The organism is Rhodophyticola porphyridii, assembly GCF_003688285.1.
Classification (GTDB): domain Bacteria; phylum Pseudomonadota; class Alphaproteobacteria; order Rhodobacterales; family Rhodobacteraceae; genus Rhodophyticola; species Rhodophyticola porphyridii.
In genome coordinates, this window is sequence record NZ_RCNT01000007.1 from 1 (window position 1) to 14,999 (window position 14,999).

A 14,999-nucleotide genomic window follows, 5' to 3' on the forward strand; every position below is an offset into this window, starting at 1 on the left:
AGAAGGGCTCAAGACGCGCCATCTGCGCGTCTGTTAGCCAGAAAAGATCAGACATGTTCACCGCTCGTTTTTTGAACCGTGAATCATGCCGCCACCCAAAAATCAATGGGTCCTGACCCTAGTCTCTGAAGCGACTTCAGATGATATGGCACTGGATCTATTTTTGGAGCTAGTAGAACGGTTTCATGAGCGTAAATTTGGTCAAAAACCAGATAGAGTGGTTTAGAATTCGACCCCTATTGATTTCTCTACGCCACCAATCCGCACAACCAGCTCCTCTCCGACGACACCTACACCTACGCCTATGACGCGCGCGGCAACCGGATCAGCCGGACGGATCGGGTGACGGGCGCGGTCGAGACCTGTACCTACGATTCGCAGAACCGCCTGATCGGCTGGACCGACGGGGTCTCGGTGATCTCCTACGCCTATGACGCGCTCGACCGCCGGATCGGGGTGACCGTTGACGGCGTGACGGAGAGCTTCGTTTACGACCCCTGGAGCCCGTATTCCTCCATCGCCAACGACGTGCTGCTCGATTTCGAGGACGGCGCGCTGGTGCGGCGCTGGCTGCACGGGCCGGAGGTGGACGAGCCACTGGCCTACGAGCGCTATGCCGGGACCACGGCGGGCGGGAGCGGCACGGCGCTGGAGCTGTTCCGCAACCGCCTGGGCTCGGTGATCCTTGCGGTCTCGGTCGCGACCGGGGCCGTGGCCGCCGAGTACGACTACGACAGCTTCGGCCAGCGGCTGCTTGTGCAGGGCACGGAGGAGGTCTGCTACGGCTTCACCTCCCGCGAGCACGATGCGCTGACGGGACTGATCCACTACCGCGCGCGGGCTTACGATCCGCTGACCGGGCAATTCCTGCAGCGCGACGCAGTGGGTTTTGCCAGCGGAACACTGAATCTTTACGGATACGTCGAGGGCAACCCGTACAATTATCTCGATCCGAGCGGCCTCACCCCATCCTCCAGCTATGCTGCCCATGCCGGTCGGACGCCTGCGATGGCGCAAGGGCCCGTCGGAATCATCAGCCGGGGCCTGTTTTCGCGACTGAATTCGATGTTCGCGACACAGCGGTCGACCACCGCCCCGCGTGCGCTGATGTCGCAAGCCACGCAACAGACCGCGGTATCTGCAACATGGCAGCAGGCTTTGCGAAACTTCGGTGCCTCTGTCGACGATTTGATGCGCGCCGCGAACCAGCCATTGCGCGGAGGATTGACACAAGCAGGACGTGCGTTGACAAAACACGCAGGTGGGCAACGTGGTAGTGGGACGTTTCCGCCGCTGCGTGGGAATAACACACAGATCAGTCGTGATGCTGCAGATTTCGTGGAGAGTATCTTGAACAACCCTCTGTCTAGGTTTTCCATCCAGCCGAATGGAAGCGTTGTTGTGAGAGGGCCTACCGGTCAAGGCGCACGATTCATGCGGAATGGCCGACTCAGCGGTTTCTTGGATTGAGCTCTCCAATGGCGCGCAATGCAAAATGGGTGAGGGGCGAGCTCGAGGTTGTGCGGGTCAGCGCACACGACCTTGAGGAATTGGCCGTTGAGATATGGCAAAGCAACAACCCATTACTTCGAGTGGATCAGGAGTTGGGTAGCGATAACCTACGTGTGCTTCTGCTAAAGGATGCTCAACTCGTGGACCATGACATATATCTTGGTCTTGATGACCTGGAATGGTGCCTCGCTGCGGCCCGAGAGCGTCTTTCAGACACGTGACAGTGCTTGTCGAGGCAAGCTGCTTTCGGAATCCAAGGCCATCAGAGTGATCCTCGCAGGCTGATATCACGACAGCTTCGGGCAGCGGACGCTCGTGCAGGGCACGGAGGAGGTCCGCTACGGCTTCACCGCCCGCGAACACGACGCGCTGACCGGGCTGATCCACTACCGCGCGCGGGCCTATGACCCGCTGACCGGCCAGTTCCTGCAGCGCGATCCCATCGGCTTCGCGTCGGGCGACCTGAACCTCTACGCCTATGTGGAGAATGATCCGTACAATTGGACGGATCCGAGTGGTGAGGCTTCGGGCCAATATGGCAACCTCGCCCGTCAATCGGCGCAAATGGCGCGCAGTGCTGTTGGCAACATAAGTCGGGGCGTACTCGGGCTCGCAAATGGCATTCGGAACGCGCTTATCTCCGCTGGACCGACGATTGCTGCGGCGGATCGGGTTGCCCCTTGTGCGTCCGCAGTTGCCAATGCGGCGACGGGCAATGCCGGAGCCGCCGCTGCAGATGCCGCTGGATGCGTGGCGGGAAGCGCTGGAGGCCGCGCGGCTGGTGAAGCACTGCAGGAGGCGCGTGCAGCCCACAACGCGTTCCGAGACTCAATTGCAGATCGACTGATGCGTCGCGGATTCCAAGTTGCAACTGAGGTGACATTCCGTGGGGCTGGCGGTCGGGCGACCCGTCTTGACTTGGTGTATAGAACCCCGTCTGGTGTTGTCCGGGCCATTGAGATCAAAACAGGTGCGGGGCGGTTGACACGCAATCAACGGGACATCTTCCCTGAGATCCGGGCTGGAACGGCCAGACCTGTCGGCCAGAATGCTGGCGAGTTCCCAGGTTTGGATGTGGGTATTCCATCGGGCCCCATTCAGGTCGGGACCATCCGCTTTGGAGGGCGTTAAGCCGATGAACACCGCCGAGGTTGCCAAAAAGTTCAAGGATTTGGGTTGGAAAAACGGTTTGGACTATGATCGTTTCTCATTGCGGGAGCTAGAAGACCGGACTGTAATAACGCTTTGGAAGTTGCGGAACTATGGACCGACGATTCCTCAAGTTCTTGAGACCCAGAACAATCTTCAGGTCTCGTGGTTTAGCGATGCGGTTAAAAAAATTTCAACTCGGAAATCGCCGTATGAGACCATGCTTCGGCACAACAAGTATAATCGTACGAAAGGGCAGCCGGTGACGCCCGATATGGTGGAGGCGGCCGCAGAGCAGGCGATCGCCTGGGCCAAGGTGCAGGACCTGGACGCGCAATTACAAGCCTATCGGGTGCGCCCTCTGCATCTCACATTTGATGAATACGGTCCCGCTCACCTTGCGGCCCGAGCACTGTGTGGGGATATCGACCAGCTGCGACACTATCAGGATCGCTATGCCGCCGGACATCTCGAGGAATTCGGCCATGGTGGGCACATTCACCCAAACCGACTGCATATAAACACCGACACCATTGCTCGGGCGATCGAATACGCCGAAGGTATGATCGCGCGTGGGGAAGCTCGGTCACCGACGGTGGCGCCCTCGTCGTAAACACGTTGCTTGGGCGGGCGTGTCACGGCGCCACGAAGCAGCTGAGCAGGCCGTCCCCGCCGACCCCTATTCCTCCATCGCCAACGACGTGCTTCTCGACTTCGAGGACGGCGCGTTGGTGCGGCGCTGGCTGCACGGGCCCGAGGTGGACGAACCTCTGGCCTATGAGCGCTATGCCGGGACGACGGCGGGCGGGACCGGCACGCCGCTGGAACTGTTCCGCAACCGCCTGGGCTCGGTGATCCTCGCGGTGTCGGTCTCGACCGGCGCTGTGGCCGCGGAGTACGACTACGACAGCTTCGGCCAGCGTATGCATTGCAGGTTTTGCAGCGGACGTAGAGGCAGTTTGACAGGCAGAACTTGGGGGGTGACACAGTTGCACAATGCGGTCAGACAGGCGATCAGAAACGGGGCGTTCAGTCGAATACCATGAATGAGAAAACCGACTATTTTCTAGTTTATCTCAGCGGGACGCACGGCTCGACCGGTGTGAACCGCAATGACTATCATCCGTGGATGTGCAGAACGTGCCGGTTGCCCAGACCGGACGTGACATCGATTGATTTTCAGATCGACTCACGTTCTCCGGAACTTCCCTACATGGATGCCGATATCTATATGGAGGTTGCCTTCGCACGCAGGGACTTTCTCGAGCGCATGGGGCAGGACGTGATACGCGAATACCTCTACCTCGGAGAGCTGCGCAATTGTGATGGGGATCTATTGGAGGACTGGGTGACCTTCAGAGGGAAGAACCGCATCTTGCTTCGGGGAAGAAAGCGCGTTCACAAAGGGAAAACCGTTACCGGCTATCGGTGTTGTGACACATGCGGAGCCATCATGTATCATGGAGAAGCTCCCCACTACCTATGTCCGGCCCCGCCAGCAGGTGTAAGGATTCTCGAAGGCGGCGCCGGAACACTTGTTGTGACCAGAGACCTCTTTGAAAAGCTCTCACCGAAGAAGTCTCGCGACCTTGATTTTTATCAGCTTCCAGTCTTGGAAGAACCGCTTGATGATTTGCCTGTTGAACTCAAATGTCCGAAGCCGGACTAACTTTGATTTAGAGTGGCGAACCTTCGACGTCTTCGCCTTTCGAGCATTTACGAGTACACAGCCAATGACCCGAGACTAGTCGATTAGCGTTATCGGTCGCTCCTCTCGGACGACAGCTACACCTACGCCTATGACGATCGCGGCAACCGGATCAGCCGGACGGACCGGGCGACGGGTGCGGTCGAGACCTATACCTACGATTCGCAGAACCGCCTGATCGGCTGGACCGACGGGGTCTCGGTCATCTCCTACGCCTATGACGCGCTCGACCGCCGGATCGCGGTGACCGTGGACGGCGTGACGGAAAGCTTCGTTTACGACCCGTGGAGTCCCTATTCCTCCATCGCCAACGACGTCCTGCTCGATTTCCAGGACGACACGCTGGTGCGGCGCTGGCTGCATGGGCCGGAGGTGGATGAGCCGCTGGCCTACGAGCGCTACGCAGGCACCACTACGGGCGGGACCGGCACGGCGCTGGAGCTGTTCCGCAACCGCCTGGGCTCGATGATCCTCGCGGTGTCGGTCTCGACCGGGGCGGTGGCGGCGGAGTATGACTACGACAGCACCGGCCAGCGTATGCATTGCAGGTTCTGCAGAGGACGTAGAGGCAGTTTGACAGGCAGAACTTGGGGGTGACACAGTTGCACAATGCGGTCAGGCAGGCGATCAGAAACGGGGCGTTCAGTCGAATACCATGAATGAGAAAACCGACTATTTTCTGATCTACATGAGTGGGACACACTTCTCGACTGGTTTGAACCGCAATGACTATCATCCGTGGATGTGCAGAACGTGCCGGTTGCCCAGGCCGGACGTGACATCGATTGATTTTCAGATCGACTCACGTTCTCCGGAACTTCCCTATATGGATTCTGACCTTTTTTTGGAGGTTGCCTTCGCACGCAGGGACTTTCTCGAGCGCATGGGGCAGGACGTGATACGCGAATACCTCTACCTCGGAGAGCTGCGCAATTGTGATGGGGATCTATTGAAGGACTGGGTGACCTTCAGAGGGAAGAACCGGATCATACTTCGGGGAAGAAAGCGCGTTCACAAAGGGAAAACCGTTACCGGCTATCGGTGTTGTGACACATGCGGAGCCATCATGTATCATGGAGAAGCTCCCCACTACCTATGTCCGGCCCCGCCAGCAGGTGTAAGGATTCTCGAAGGCGGCGCCGGAACACTTGTTGTAACCAGAGACCTCTTTGAAAAGCTCTCACCGAAGAAGTCTCGCGACCTTGATTTTTATCAGCTTCCAGTCTTGGAAGAACCGCTTGATGATTTACCCGTTGAACTCAAATGTCCGAAGCCGGCCTAACTTTGATTTAGAGTGGCGAACCTTCGACGTCTTCGCCTTTCGAGCATTTACGAGTACACAGCCAATGACCCGAGACTAGTCGATTAGCGTTATCGGTCGCTCCTCTCCGACGACACCTACACCTGCGCCTATGACGCGCGCGGCAACCGGATCAGCCGGACGGATCGGGCGTCGGGCGCGGTGGAGAAGGTGCCAGGGAACCAACCGAAGAAAGCAAGGCTCTGGTTGAGCGACGGATCATGCAGTCGAGCACGCCCGGCACCTTCCGAGCCGCGTGTCGCCGGTGCCGTTGCCCGCGATGCGCTGGACAGCGGAGACCAGTTCGTGGTCGTAGATGCGGCCATAGTCGGGGCCGGTCACGGCGCGCAATTCCGTGCGGCCATTCGCGACTTCCATGGTATTGATCTGCTCGGCCCGGTGGTTCGTCAGCCCGTATTGCAGGTTAATGCCCGCCAGAGGGGCGGGCAGCTGCCGCAGATAGGCGGCAGGTGCGCCGACCAGGCTGGAGAGCTGGCCGAAGGACCAATGGGTCGGTGCGATGGGTTCATCCGCGCCGGGCAGGACCAGCCCCAGCTTCTCCGGGTTGTCGCGATGCGCCTCGACCCGGATCGCTACCGTTGCTTAGAACAGCTTGCCGCCTCGACCCGCTGCAAAAGACGCAAGGAGATCGACATCCGCGCGACTAGAGCCTCCTCCACCCGCAAACGAATAATCTTGCTTCGCAAGTTCAGTGATTTCGGTCAGCAACTCATCCGTCGGTGTCACAACATGGCCCGCGCCAATCCCAATGAGGCGAATATTCTCAAGGAGATCGTCAGATGCCATGCCTACGGCGAATTCCGCGATTTCCATTGGAATGCTGCTCACATCAGCAAGGAAGCCTGGCGACGGCAAGCTGATCCGAACGCTCGATTTCCCCATGATCGGTCCTTTTGTCGAGTTTATTGCGACAAACGCACGCAAATCGTCGTCGGGAGAACGAACCGATAACCGGTCTATGCTCAGGTGCGGAAGTTCGTCGTCGGCAAGACTGTGCTTCTGGAGCGCGCGGGTCAGCTTCCCGTTCGCGTTCGCAATGAAATCGAATTCGCTGTCGAAGATGTGCTTTGCGTCGTCCTTGATGAATGCGCTGAGCATGAACGGTTCGGTCGGATCCATCTGACCGTCTTCTTTCCACTGCTGGAAAACGCGAGCGTGAAAAACCAGTTCGACGAGATAGCGCGTCAGGGTCATGGCGTTGATCTCGCGCACCTCTTGAAAACCGTAGATACGGAACAGCGGCAGGTTGGCCTGTTGGCAGATCGAATTCTTCTTCGCGTCGTTTGACGGGTCGTGCCCCGGCCCGTCGAATTCGATTGCGACGACCGCGTGCTGATCCTCGTCCGTTATCGGAAAGTCGAAATGCGCCTGCAACGCATAGGTGCCCAATTCGCGCCGGTCGAGTTTGTCGATGTCCACGATATCGGCGACACGCACCTTCTCGTGCAGTTCAGCGCCGTGCCCCTCGATCACCGCACGGATCTGCTGTTGGATTTGGTCTTCGCTGCTATTTCTAAATCTCTTCAGCATCTCATAGATGTAACGAAATCAATGACGTCTCCCAAGCCGTTTCAGCACGACACGCGCCAGGTCGACAGGCTCGGTCTATATGTCGAGACCATGGACCCCGGCCGCGTGGGTGATGATCATCTTGATCACGCCGATGTCGATCCCGAGACTGACCGGGCCCGCACTTTACTCCGCACGCATCTTGCCATAGTCGATCAGCTTCTGCCGGTCGAGGTGCCCGATCTTCTCCTTGACCAGATCGCGCTTGAGCGTCGTGAGCGTGGCGGCCTTGGCTCGCGACGCGGCGGTTTCCCTACCTCGCACATATCGGCTATATGAAGATCGATGAGGTCGCCAAAGGTCTGGAGGCGGGAAACGGACGACTTGTTTGGCGCCAGCCCCTGATCGACGCAGGGCTCGCCGCTCGGGCAGGGCCCAACGATGGGCGTCGTCGCGGCGGAGGAACGTCTCGCTCGCGTAGCGGCCCTTTCGTCTGATCTGGACCCGGTATGCACCGGAGGGGAGCTTGGTGATGGAGGCCATTTTCGTCTTGCGGCTCATGTGTGCAATGAGTCGCCCAAAGAGGGGTAAATTCGGGGATATCGGGGCGTATTCCAGCGTGAGACACATCCGCCGCCAACAGTTTGAAGATGCTTGGAAAAATGCAAATAAATCTACACGCTAGATTATCCTGTGCCCCCATGATGGACTGGACCGACCGGCATTGCCGTTATCTGCATCGGCTCATGTCGCGGCATGTGTTGCTCTATACCGAGATGGTGACGGCGCCTGCCGTGATCCATGGCGATCGTGACCGCCTGCTCGGGTTCGACCCGGCGGAGCATCCCGTGGCGCTGCAACTGGGCGGGTCGGACCCGCGCGAACTGGCGGAGGCGGCGCGGATCGCGGCCGGTTACGGATATGACGAGATCAACCTCAATATCGGCTGCCCGTCGGACCGGGTGCAATCGGGGTGCTTCGGTGCGGTGTTGATGGAGCGCCCGGGCCTCGTGGCCGATTGCGTGGCGGCGATGATCGCGGCCAGCCCGGTGGAGGTGACAGTCAAATGCCGCATCGGGGTGGATGAGCAGCGGCCGGAGGAGGTCTTGCCCGCCTTTCTGGAGACCGTGCGGGAAGCCGGCGTGACCCGGTTTGCGATCCATGCCCGGAAAGCATGGTTGCAGGGTCTGAGCCCCAAGCAGAACCGGGACGTTCCGCCGCTGGACTATCCGCTCGTGCATCGCATGAAACGCGACTTCCCGGCTTTACACCTGTCGGTCAATGGCGGCATCACCTCGCTGGAACAGGCGCAGACGCATCTGGCCGCGGGAATGGATGGCGTTATGGTCGGCCGGGCAGCCTATCACGACCCGTCCAGCCTGCTTCTGCCCGCAGATCAGGTCATCTTCGGCGAGACACGCGCGCCGCGAAGCGCCGAGGAGATCGTGCATCTGATGCTGCCTTATATCGAGCGGCATCTGAGCGCGGGTGGCAAGCTGGCGCAGGTCACGCGCCACATGCTTGGCCTCTTTCAGGGGCGCCCGGGGGCCCGGGGGTGGAAGCGCGCGATCTCCGAAAACGCACATAAACCCGGCGCCGGGCCCGAGGTCGTTCAGGCGGCGCTGGACGAGGTCCGTCTGCGCGCGGCCTGAAAACCTCACGGACTGCGCGGGCCCGCCATCGCCATGCTCAGGTGCCGGGATTTCCGCACGCCTGAAGACCGGCGGCGCCCGAAGACGCGGGTGTCTTGGCAATACCCGGTGAGGGGGATAAGTCCCCATGCGACGCGGAGCAGGGGGAACGGACATGCCGGATATCGGCGATCTGATGACGATGGGCGCTTTGGTTCTGGTGATCGGCGCATTTGCCGGTGTCGTGGCAGGGCTTCTGGGCGTGGGTGGCGGCATCATTCTTGTGCCCGCCTTCTTCTTCGCCTTTTCCTATCTGGGCTATGACACGGCAGATCTGATGCAGATCTGTCTGGCGACATCGCTGGCGACGATCGTCGTCACCTCGGCCCGCTCGCTGTCATCGCATCACAAGAAGGGCGCGGTGGACTGGGACATCCTGCGGTCCTGGGCTCCGGGCATTGCCATCGGGGCGGGTTTGGGGGTGGTCGCCGCAAGCGGGCTGCGCAGCGAGGTGCTGATGGCCATCTTCGGCGGGCTTGGGGTGATCGTAGGGCTTTACTTCGGGTTCGGTCGCCCGGACTGGCGGCTTGGCGACGCAATGCCGACAGGGGTCGGGCGGGCCGCACTATCGCCGGTGCTCGGGTTTCTGTCCGTGCTGATGGGGATCGGAGGGGGCAGCTTCGGCGTCCCGCTGATGAGCCTTTACAACACGCCGATCCATCGCGCCGTCGCAACGGCGGCGGGCTTCGGCATGGTCATAGCTGTGCCCTCCGTTCTGGGCTTTCTGTTCGTGCAGGGCGATCCGGCGGGCAGGCCGCCCCTTACCCTTGGCTCGGTCAATCTGGTGGCCTTTCTGATCGTCGTCGCGATGACCCTGATCACGGCGCCCTGGGGCGTGAGGATGGCCCATGCGCTTGACCCCAAACCGCTCAGGCGCATCTTTGCCGTCTTCATCATGGTCATGGCGCTGAACATGCTGCGGAAGGCGTTCGGCTGGTGAGCTGGCTGCGGCGGGGATGGCAGGTTTTCGCGCCTGAACCCGCGCTTGACCGTTGGCTGGCGGCGGTGGCGCCCCACGCGCTTGCCTGCGCCGAGGATCCGTCTCTCACATCCAGATGGCTGCGTCATGGCGGAACATGGTTCGCAGGTGTCGATGTGCTGGGCAACAATGCCGATGGCGGGCTTGCGGGTTCGGGTCCGCTCCGCTGCGCCGCCCGTGCGGAGGCGGAGCGTATCGCGGGGCCGCTGCCGCTCCATCGGGGCCAGGTCTCGGTCACCTATCCTGGCTATCCGGGCCGGGACCCTGGCGAGAGCGAGGCCCGGCATCACTATCGCAGGCGGCGCGATGCGGCCCATCTGGACGGGCTCCTGCCGGTCGGGGAGAGCCGCCGTCGGATGATCCGCGAGCCCCATGGATACATTCTGGGCCTGCCACTCACCGCCTGCCCGGCGGAGAAGGCGCCGCTAGTGGTGTGGGAGGGCAGTCATGAGCTGATGCGCACCGCGATGACAAAGGCGCTGGCCGGGCGTCCCCCTGCAAGCTGGGCGAATGTCGATGTGACCGAGGCCTATCATGCCGCGCGCAAAGCCTGTTTCGAGCGTTGCGCCCGGGTGGAGGTTTCCGTGAGTCCTGGACAGGCGATCCTGTTGCACCGTCTGACGCTCCATGGCGTGGCACCCTGGCGCGCCCAAAGCCCGCCCGACGATCGGCGGGCGATCCTCTACTTCCGCCCGGAATTGCGCGGTGGGGTCCGGGACTGGCTGATGCAGCCCTAGGATCGACCGGGAAGCGCGCCCGCAGGACAGGCCGCGGTAACGCCCCACGCGATCCGGGCCGACCCTATTTTGCCAGACGCGCCGCGCGCCCGCCCCGGCGTTTCTTCAGCAACGGCGCGCGCGTGGGAAGTTCAGCCATGATCCGGGCGCGCGCATCCGGGGCCATCCTGGACCAGTTGGTGATTTCCTCGATCGACCGGTTGCAGCCGGTACAGAGCCGCGTCTCGGGATGCACCACGCAAATCTTGATGCAGGGGCTCTCGATCTCGTCGCGCTTCCAGACCTCCGGCCCGGAGGCGCGTGCATTCTGATCGTCGTCGGTCATGAAATGCCTCTGATATGGCGCAGCCGGTCCAGCGCCCCTTGCAAGATATAGCCTGCGGCCACATGATCAATGACCTCCGCGCGACGTTTTCGGGTCGTATCCGCCTCCAGCAGGGCGCGTTCGGCGGCAACGGTGCTCAGCCGCTCGTCCCAGAAGCTGATCGGAAGATCTTCGAGGCCTTGCATGCGGGACAGGTTGCGCGCGAAGGCCCGGGTCGATTGGGCGCGCGGCCCCTCCGATCCATCCATGTTGCGCGGCAGGCCAAGTACCAACCCGCAGATCTCCCGCGCGGCGATCAACTCGACCAGACGGCCGGCATCCACCGTGAATTTCGACCGCTTGACCGTCTCCAGTGGTGTCGCAACGCTCAGCGAGCGGTCGCTTACCGCCACGCCGATGGTCTTGGTCCCGAAATCAAGCCCCATCAGGGCGCGGTTCCGCGGCAGCGTTTCGGCGAAAGCCCCGATGTCGTCAAAGATCACTCCAGCGCACTTTCAAGGGTCGCGCCCGCAGGCCTGAGCACGGCCAGCGCCTCGGGCTGGCCCGCGAAGAGTTCAAGGGCCTCGTCATAGATTGCCTGCGCATCCTCCACCCGGCCCAGGACCACGAAGGCCCCGATCAGCCGGGCCCAATCCTCCGGCGGGCCGCCTTCGGTCGACAGGCGTTCGGCCAGACCGCTCACCATCCCTTCGATCATGGCCATGCGATCCTCCGGCGCCATATCTCCCGCCGCCTCGATCTGTTCTGCGGTGGGGCCGGGCCGGGGGCTGGTACTGGGCTGAGGCAGTTCGGCCAGCGTGATCGGATCGCCCGCCAGAAACGCCACCTCCTCAATCTGAAGGCGGATAGGTTCGAGCCATGGCGCATCCGGCGTGCTTTCGGCCAGCAGGTTGCGCCAGATCGGATAGGCCAGATCGGGCCGGCCCTGCTGCGCATACATCAGCCCCGCGTAATAGCGCGCGGTGCCGTTTCCGGGCTCGATCTCCAGCGCGGCGATGAGCGCTGCCTCCGCTTCGGGCGAGACATAGCCGCCCGCGGCCAGAACCATCATCTCGGCCAGATCCACGTAATGGGCGGCCGTCGCTTCGGCCCCCAGAAGGTCGATCAACCGTCCCTGGGCCAGACGTGCGGCACGGAAATTGCCCAACGCGGCCTCGTTCTGCGCCAGAAGCGCCAGACCTTGCGTGTCATCGGGCCGGCGTTCCATCACCGTGCGCAACTGCACCACCAGAGCCTCGCGCTCCGGATCGGGCTCGATCCGCGGGCGAACGGTCACGTCGGTTTCGGCCTCGGTCTGATCGGGGCGGCTCGCGCGGGCCTCTTCCACCAGTTCGACCCGTGTCTGAAGCGGCAGGTCCGGATAGCCCGGCGCGCCGATCTGCCAGTAGACGGCGAATGCGCCGGCAATCGTCGCCACAAGCCCAAGACCCAGAACAAGCGGGCCGCCGCGTGTGGCCGCGGTTCCTCCTGAACTGGCCTGCAGAGCGCGGTCGGCCTCCAGCACCCGGCGGGCGACCTCCGCCTTGACGCGGGTGGCATCCGCCTCGGACAACACCCCGCGCGCCACATCGCGCTCCAGTTCCTTCAACTGATCGCGATAGACCTGCAGATCATATGCCGCCGCCGGCATGTCGCTGCCGCGTGGCCGGAGAAATCCGGCCCAGATCGCCAGCGCCACAAATATCGAAGCCGCGCCTGCGACAATCCAAAAGCCCATTATGCGTCTCGCCCTCTCAAACGCCGTCCCGTATCATCTATGCCCTGACGCGCCGACACAAAAGATACAATCCGCCGCAGGCTGCGACAGGACCAATCTGCCGACCTGTCGCAATCCGGCCTTGAAATGCCGCGCGGGGTATCCTCTGATCCCGTCGGTTCCCGCACACCAATGCCAGTTCCAAGGGATGATCCGACCATGCGCCGCTATTCCGCCTTTGCCATCGTCCGAGAGGCTGCGCGCCACCATCTGGGGTGGGAACGGGCCTGGGCGTCGCCGTCGCCGAAAGCCCGCTATGACGCCGTGATCGTCGGGGCAGGGGGGCACGGTCTGGCCACGGCTTATTACCTGGGCAAGAACCACGGCATTACAAATCTCGCGGTGATCGAAAAGGGCTGGCTCGGCGGCGGCAATACGGGGCGGAACACGACCATCATCCGCTCCAATTATCTTCAGGACCCGTCGGCGGCGATCTATGAAAAATCCCGCAGCCTTTACGAAACCATGTCGCAGGATCTGAACTACAACGTGATGTTCAGCCCCCGCGGCGTCATGATGCTGGCCCAGACCGAGCACGAAGTGCGCGGATACCGGCGGACGGCCCATGCCAACGCGCTGCAGGGCGTGGCAACCGAGTTCATCGCTCCCGAGCGGGTGAGGGAGCTGTGTCCGATCATCAATATCGACGGTCCCCGCTATCCGGTGCTGGGCGCGCTCTGGCAACCCCGCGGCGGCACCGCCCGCCACGATGCGGTTGCCTGGGGGTATGCGCGGGCCTGCTCCGCCATGGGCATGGACATCATCCAGCAATGCGAAGTCACGGGCGTGCAATCGACAAACGGCAAGGTCACCGGCGTGCGGACCACCAAGGGCGATATCGCGACCGGCAAGCTGGGCATTGTCGTGGCCGGCCATTCGGGCGTGCTGGCCGAGATGGCGGGTTTCCGTCTGCCGGTGGAAAGCGTCGCCCTTCAGGCCCTTGTAAGCGAGCCGATCAAGCCTTGCATGGACGTGGTCGTGATGGCCAACACCGTCCATGGTTACATGAGCCAGTCCGACAAGGGCGAAATGGTGATCGGCGGCGGCGCGGACGGCTACAACAACTACACGCAGCGCGGCAGTTTCCACCATATCGAGGAAACGGTGCGCGCGCTGATCGAAACCTTCCCGATGATCTCGCGCCTCAAGATGCTGCGCCAATGGGGCGGGATCGTGGACATGACCGGCGACCGCAGCCCGATCCTGTCGAAAACGCCGCTTGAGGGGTGCTTCATCAATTGCGGATGGGGCACCGGCGGGTTCAAGGCGATCCCCGGTTCCGGCTGGGGGTTCGCCGAACTGATGGCCAAAGGTCACTCGCCCCTGACGGCGGCCTTCGGTCTGGAACGGTTCCGCGAGGGCCGGTTCGTCGATGAAAGCGTGGCGGCGGGGGTGGCGCATTGACCCGCAAGGCCACCGATCACGCATGCGCCGCGATCTTCCCCGATCCCACGCGGAATTGCGCGCCCCCGGCACCTTCCGGCCCATGGAATAGGTTCGAAGCGGCCCTTTTTGGCCGAGATCCCGCCTGTTCCCCGTCGTGGATTGAGCCTGCCCCCGCAATTGCGACGCTGATCCCCACAGAAACGGAGGATCTGTCATGTCTGACTACGATCAGAGAAACACCAACTACGATTACACCATACCGGACAGCGCGGGCAGCGCCTTCGGAACGCTTCTGGTGGTGCTGGGCATCATCGGCCTTGTTTTGCTGGCCACGATCTTCTTCGACGTCGAGGCGGGCGGCGAACGGCCATCCGATCCCGCGGCAGTCGCGACAGAAGGCGACCAGCAATAACCACACACTGAAGGCCGGGTATCTGAAGCGCGCGAACCAGTCGGCCACCGCCCGGGTGCTGGCCGGGGCGAACGGACACGACCCCGCGCCGATCCGCGATCCGGGTGCACTCAAAATGGTGCCCGAGAAGTTTTCCGGGAACCGGGACCGCATCTTCCACGTTTCTCCGCTGAACCACTTCACAGAGGAGAGACAGACATGTCCGACCAGTCGAACAGCAATTCCAACTCCGGCAACGGCGCCTTGGCGTTCATTCTTGGCGGCGTGGTTGTGGCGCTTGGTGTTATCGCCTGGGTTGTCTTCGGTGGCGGCATCGGGGACGACACGCCGGATGTCAGAATCGAAGTGCCCGGTGTCGGTGCGGTCGAAGGCACCGTCGAAGAAGGCTGACACCCCCCGCCCGAGGGCGGATCTCCATCTTTGCGCAGGCGGCTCCATCCGGGGCCGCCTTTTGCGTGACCTGTCCCGCGGGCTCTCCGGCCGGGTGACGCCGCGTTGCAAATTGCCCTGTCCC

Annotated in this window: 17 protein-coding genes and 2 pseudogenes; 13 read left to right on the top strand and 6 right to left on the bottom strand. The window is 62.1% G+C overall.

All coding sequences use genetic code 11. From position 1 onward, the window contains the following. Nucleotides 1–342 precede the first annotated feature (342 nt). From D9R08_RS13535 to D9R08_RS13570, 7 genes and pseudogenes are all read left to right on the top strand, one after another. Nucleotides 343–1,470, top strand: coding sequence for an RHS repeat-associated core domain-containing protein (locus D9R08_RS13535; RefSeq protein ID WP_121898612.1), 1,128 nt, complete (start codon nucleotides 343–345; stop codon nucleotides 1,468–1,470). Between the two features lie 345 nt (nucleotides 1,471–1,815). Beyond that, nucleotides 1,816–2,643 (top strand): annotated as a pseudogene (locus D9R08_RS13545) (RHS repeat-associated core domain-containing protein); the annotation flags it as partial. A 4-nt stretch (nucleotides 2,644–2,647) separates the two neighbouring features. Next, nucleotides 2,648–3,274, top strand: coding sequence for a DUF6990 domain-containing protein (locus D9R08_RS13550; RefSeq protein ID WP_121898615.1), 627 nt, complete (start codon nucleotides 2,648–2,650; stop codon nucleotides 3,272–3,274). Between the two features lie 19 nt (nucleotides 3,275–3,293). Next, complete coding sequence (locus tag D9R08_RS13555; protein ID WP_121898616.1) at nucleotides 3,294–3,707, top strand: hypothetical protein; 414 nt, start codon at nucleotides 3,294–3,296, stop codon at nucleotides 3,705–3,707. Next, a complete protein-coding gene (locus D9R08_RS13560) occupies nucleotides 3,704–4,330 on the top strand; it encodes a hypothetical protein (protein ID WP_147450683.1) in 627 nt (208 codons plus the stop codon). The genes D9R08_RS13555 and D9R08_RS13560 overlap by 4 nt, the downstream gene beginning before the upstream one ends. 282 nt (nucleotides 4,331–4,612) lie before the next feature. Further along, nucleotides 4,613–4,966, top strand: coding sequence for a hypothetical protein (locus D9R08_RS13565; RefSeq protein ID WP_233557469.1), 354 nt, complete (start codon nucleotides 4,613–4,615; stop codon nucleotides 4,964–4,966). Between the two features lie 58 nt (nucleotides 4,967–5,024). Beyond that, on the top strand, nucleotides 5,025–5,651 hold the full coding sequence (locus D9R08_RS13570; RefSeq protein WP_121898618.1) for a hypothetical protein: 627 nt from the start codon (nucleotides 5,025–5,027) through the stop codon (nucleotides 5,649–5,651). A gap of 244 nt (nucleotides 5,652–5,895) precedes the next feature. Here the strand turns inward: D9R08_RS13570 and D9R08_RS13575 are convergent. From D9R08_RS13575 to D9R08_RS19270, 3 genes and pseudogenes are all read right to left on the bottom strand, one after another. After that, nucleotides 5,896–6,269: pseudogene (locus tag D9R08_RS13575) on the bottom strand (DUF932 domain-containing protein); the annotation flags it as partial. Between the two features lie 3 nt (nucleotides 6,270–6,272). Continuing rightward, nucleotides 6,273–7,220, bottom strand: a complete 948-nt coding sequence (locus D9R08_RS13580) for a DUF2726 domain-containing protein (protein ID WP_121898619.1) — start codon at nucleotides 7,218–7,220, stop codon at nucleotides 6,273–6,275. A gap of 165 nt (nucleotides 7,221–7,385) precedes the next feature. Beyond that, the gene (locus tag D9R08_RS19270; RefSeq protein ID WP_199709363.1) at nucleotides 7,386–7,523 is read right to left on the bottom strand and encodes a hypothetical protein; all 138 of its coding nucleotides are present in this window, start codon (nucleotides 7,521–7,523) and stop codon (nucleotides 7,386–7,388) included. 377 nt (nucleotides 7,524–7,900) lie between these two features. On the opposite strand from D9R08_RS19270, the gene dusA reads away from it, so the two are divergent. The 3 genes from dusA to D9R08_RS13600 all read left to right on the top strand — a co-directional run bounded on the left by dusA (nucleotide 7,901) and on the right by D9R08_RS13600 (nucleotide 10,606). Continuing rightward, a complete protein-coding gene (gene dusA / locus D9R08_RS13590) occupies nucleotides 7,901–8,851 on the top strand; it encodes a tRNA dihydrouridine(20/20a) synthase DusA (RefSeq protein WP_233557470.1) in 951 nt (316 codons plus the stop codon). A gap of 154 nt (nucleotides 8,852–9,005) precedes the next feature. Continuing rightward, on the top strand, nucleotides 9,006–9,830 hold the full coding sequence (locus D9R08_RS13595) for a sulfite exporter TauE/SafE family protein (RefSeq protein ID WP_121898620.1): 825 nt from the start codon (nucleotides 9,006–9,008) through the stop codon (nucleotides 9,828–9,830). Beyond that, a complete protein-coding gene (locus D9R08_RS13600) occupies nucleotides 9,827–10,606 on the top strand; it encodes a phytanoyl-CoA dioxygenase family protein (RefSeq protein WP_233557472.1) in 780 nt (259 codons plus the stop codon). Before D9R08_RS13595 ends, D9R08_RS13600 begins: the two co-directional genes overlap by 4 nt. A 64-nt stretch (nucleotides 10,607–10,670) precedes the next feature. Here the strand turns inward: D9R08_RS13600 and D9R08_RS13605 are convergent, their stop codons facing one another. From D9R08_RS13605 to ccmI, 3 genes are read right to left on the bottom strand one after another with little or no spacing between them, the layout of a single operon-like run. Continuing rightward, a complete protein-coding gene (locus D9R08_RS13605) occupies nucleotides 10,671–10,931 on the bottom strand; it encodes a DUF1289 domain-containing protein (protein WP_121898621.1) in 261 nt (86 codons plus the stop codon). Next, the gene (ruvX, locus tag D9R08_RS13610) at nucleotides 10,928–11,413 is read right to left on the bottom strand and encodes a Holliday junction resolvase RuvX (RefSeq protein ID WP_121898622.1); all 486 of its coding nucleotides are present in this window, start codon (nucleotides 11,411–11,413) and stop codon (nucleotides 10,928–10,930) included. Before ruvX ends, D9R08_RS13605 begins: the two co-directional genes overlap by 4 nt. Continuing rightward, nucleotides 11,410–12,648 carry a c-type cytochrome biogenesis protein CcmI gene (ccmI, locus tag D9R08_RS13615; RefSeq protein ID WP_121898623.1) on the bottom strand — a complete coding sequence of 413 codons (1,239 nt, stop codon included), beginning with the start codon at nucleotides 12,646–12,648 and terminating at the stop codon, nucleotides 11,410–11,412. The genes ruvX and ccmI overlap by 4 nt, the downstream gene beginning before the upstream one ends. A gap of 198 nt (nucleotides 12,649–12,846) precedes the next feature. On the opposite strand from ccmI, the gene D9R08_RS13620 reads away from it, so the two are divergent. The 3 genes from D9R08_RS13620 (at nucleotide 12,847) to D9R08_RS13630 (ending at nucleotide 14,875) form a co-directional block, all read left to right on the top strand. After that, nucleotides 12,847–14,091 carry a sarcosine oxidase subunit beta family protein gene (locus D9R08_RS13620; protein ID WP_121898624.1) on the top strand — a complete coding sequence of 415 codons (1,245 nt, stop codon included), beginning with the start codon at nucleotides 12,847–12,849 and terminating at the stop codon, nucleotides 14,089–14,091. A 196-nt stretch (nucleotides 14,092–14,287) separates the two neighbouring features. After that, nucleotides 14,288–14,485, top strand: coding sequence for a hypothetical protein (locus D9R08_RS13625; RefSeq protein WP_121898625.1), 198 nt, complete (start codon nucleotides 14,288–14,290; stop codon nucleotides 14,483–14,485). Between the two features lie 198 nt (nucleotides 14,486–14,683). Further along, nucleotides 14,684–14,875: a hypothetical protein gene (locus tag D9R08_RS13630; protein WP_121898626.1), complete on the top strand. Its 192-nt coding sequence runs from the start codon at nucleotides 14,684–14,686 to the stop codon at nucleotides 14,873–14,875. The last annotated feature ends 124 nt before the right edge of the window (nucleotides 14,876–14,999 follow it).

What these genes read in the sequence shown, in the direction of transcription:
- D9R08_RS13595 (WP_121898620.1), top strand. Translation starts at nt 9,006, where the DNA reads ATGCCGGATATCGGCGATCTGATGACGATGGGCGCTTTGGTTCTGGTG.
- D9R08_RS13605 (WP_121898621.1), bottom strand. Translation starts at nt 10,931, where the DNA reads ATGACCGACGACGATCAGAATGCACGCGCCTCCGGGCCGGAGGTCTGG.
- D9R08_RS13620 (WP_121898624.1), top strand. Translation starts at nt 12,847, where the DNA reads ATGCGCCGCTATTCCGCCTTTGCCATCGTCCGAGAGGCTGCGCGCCAC.
- dusA (WP_233557470.1), top strand. Translation starts at nt 7,901, where the DNA reads ATGATGGACTGGACCGACCGGCATTGCCGTTATCTGCATCGGCTCATG.
- D9R08_RS13550 (WP_121898615.1), top strand. Translation starts at nt 2,648, where the DNA reads ATGAACACCGCCGAGGTTGCCAAAAAGTTCAAGGATTTGGGTTGGAAA.
- D9R08_RS13625 (WP_121898625.1), top strand. Translation starts at nt 14,288, where the DNA reads ATGTCTGACTACGATCAGAGAAACACCAACTACGATTACACCATACCG.
- ccmI (WP_121898623.1), bottom strand. Translation starts at nt 12,648, where the DNA reads ATGGGCTTTTGGATTGTCGCAGGCGCGGCTTCGATATTTGTGGCGCTG.
- D9R08_RS13570 (WP_121898618.1), top strand. Translation starts at nt 5,025, where the DNA reads ATGAATGAGAAAACCGACTATTTTCTGATCTACATGAGTGGGACACAC.
- D9R08_RS13560 (WP_147450683.1), top strand. Translation starts at nt 3,704, where the DNA reads ATGAATGAGAAAACCGACTATTTTCTAGTTTATCTCAGCGGGACGCAC.
- D9R08_RS13580 (WP_121898619.1), bottom strand. Translation starts at nt 7,220, where the DNA reads ATGCTGAAGAGATTTAGAAATAGCAGCGAAGACCAAATCCAACAGCAG.
- D9R08_RS13630 (WP_121898626.1), top strand. Translation starts at nt 14,684, where the DNA reads ATGTCCGACCAGTCGAACAGCAATTCCAACTCCGGCAACGGCGCCTTG.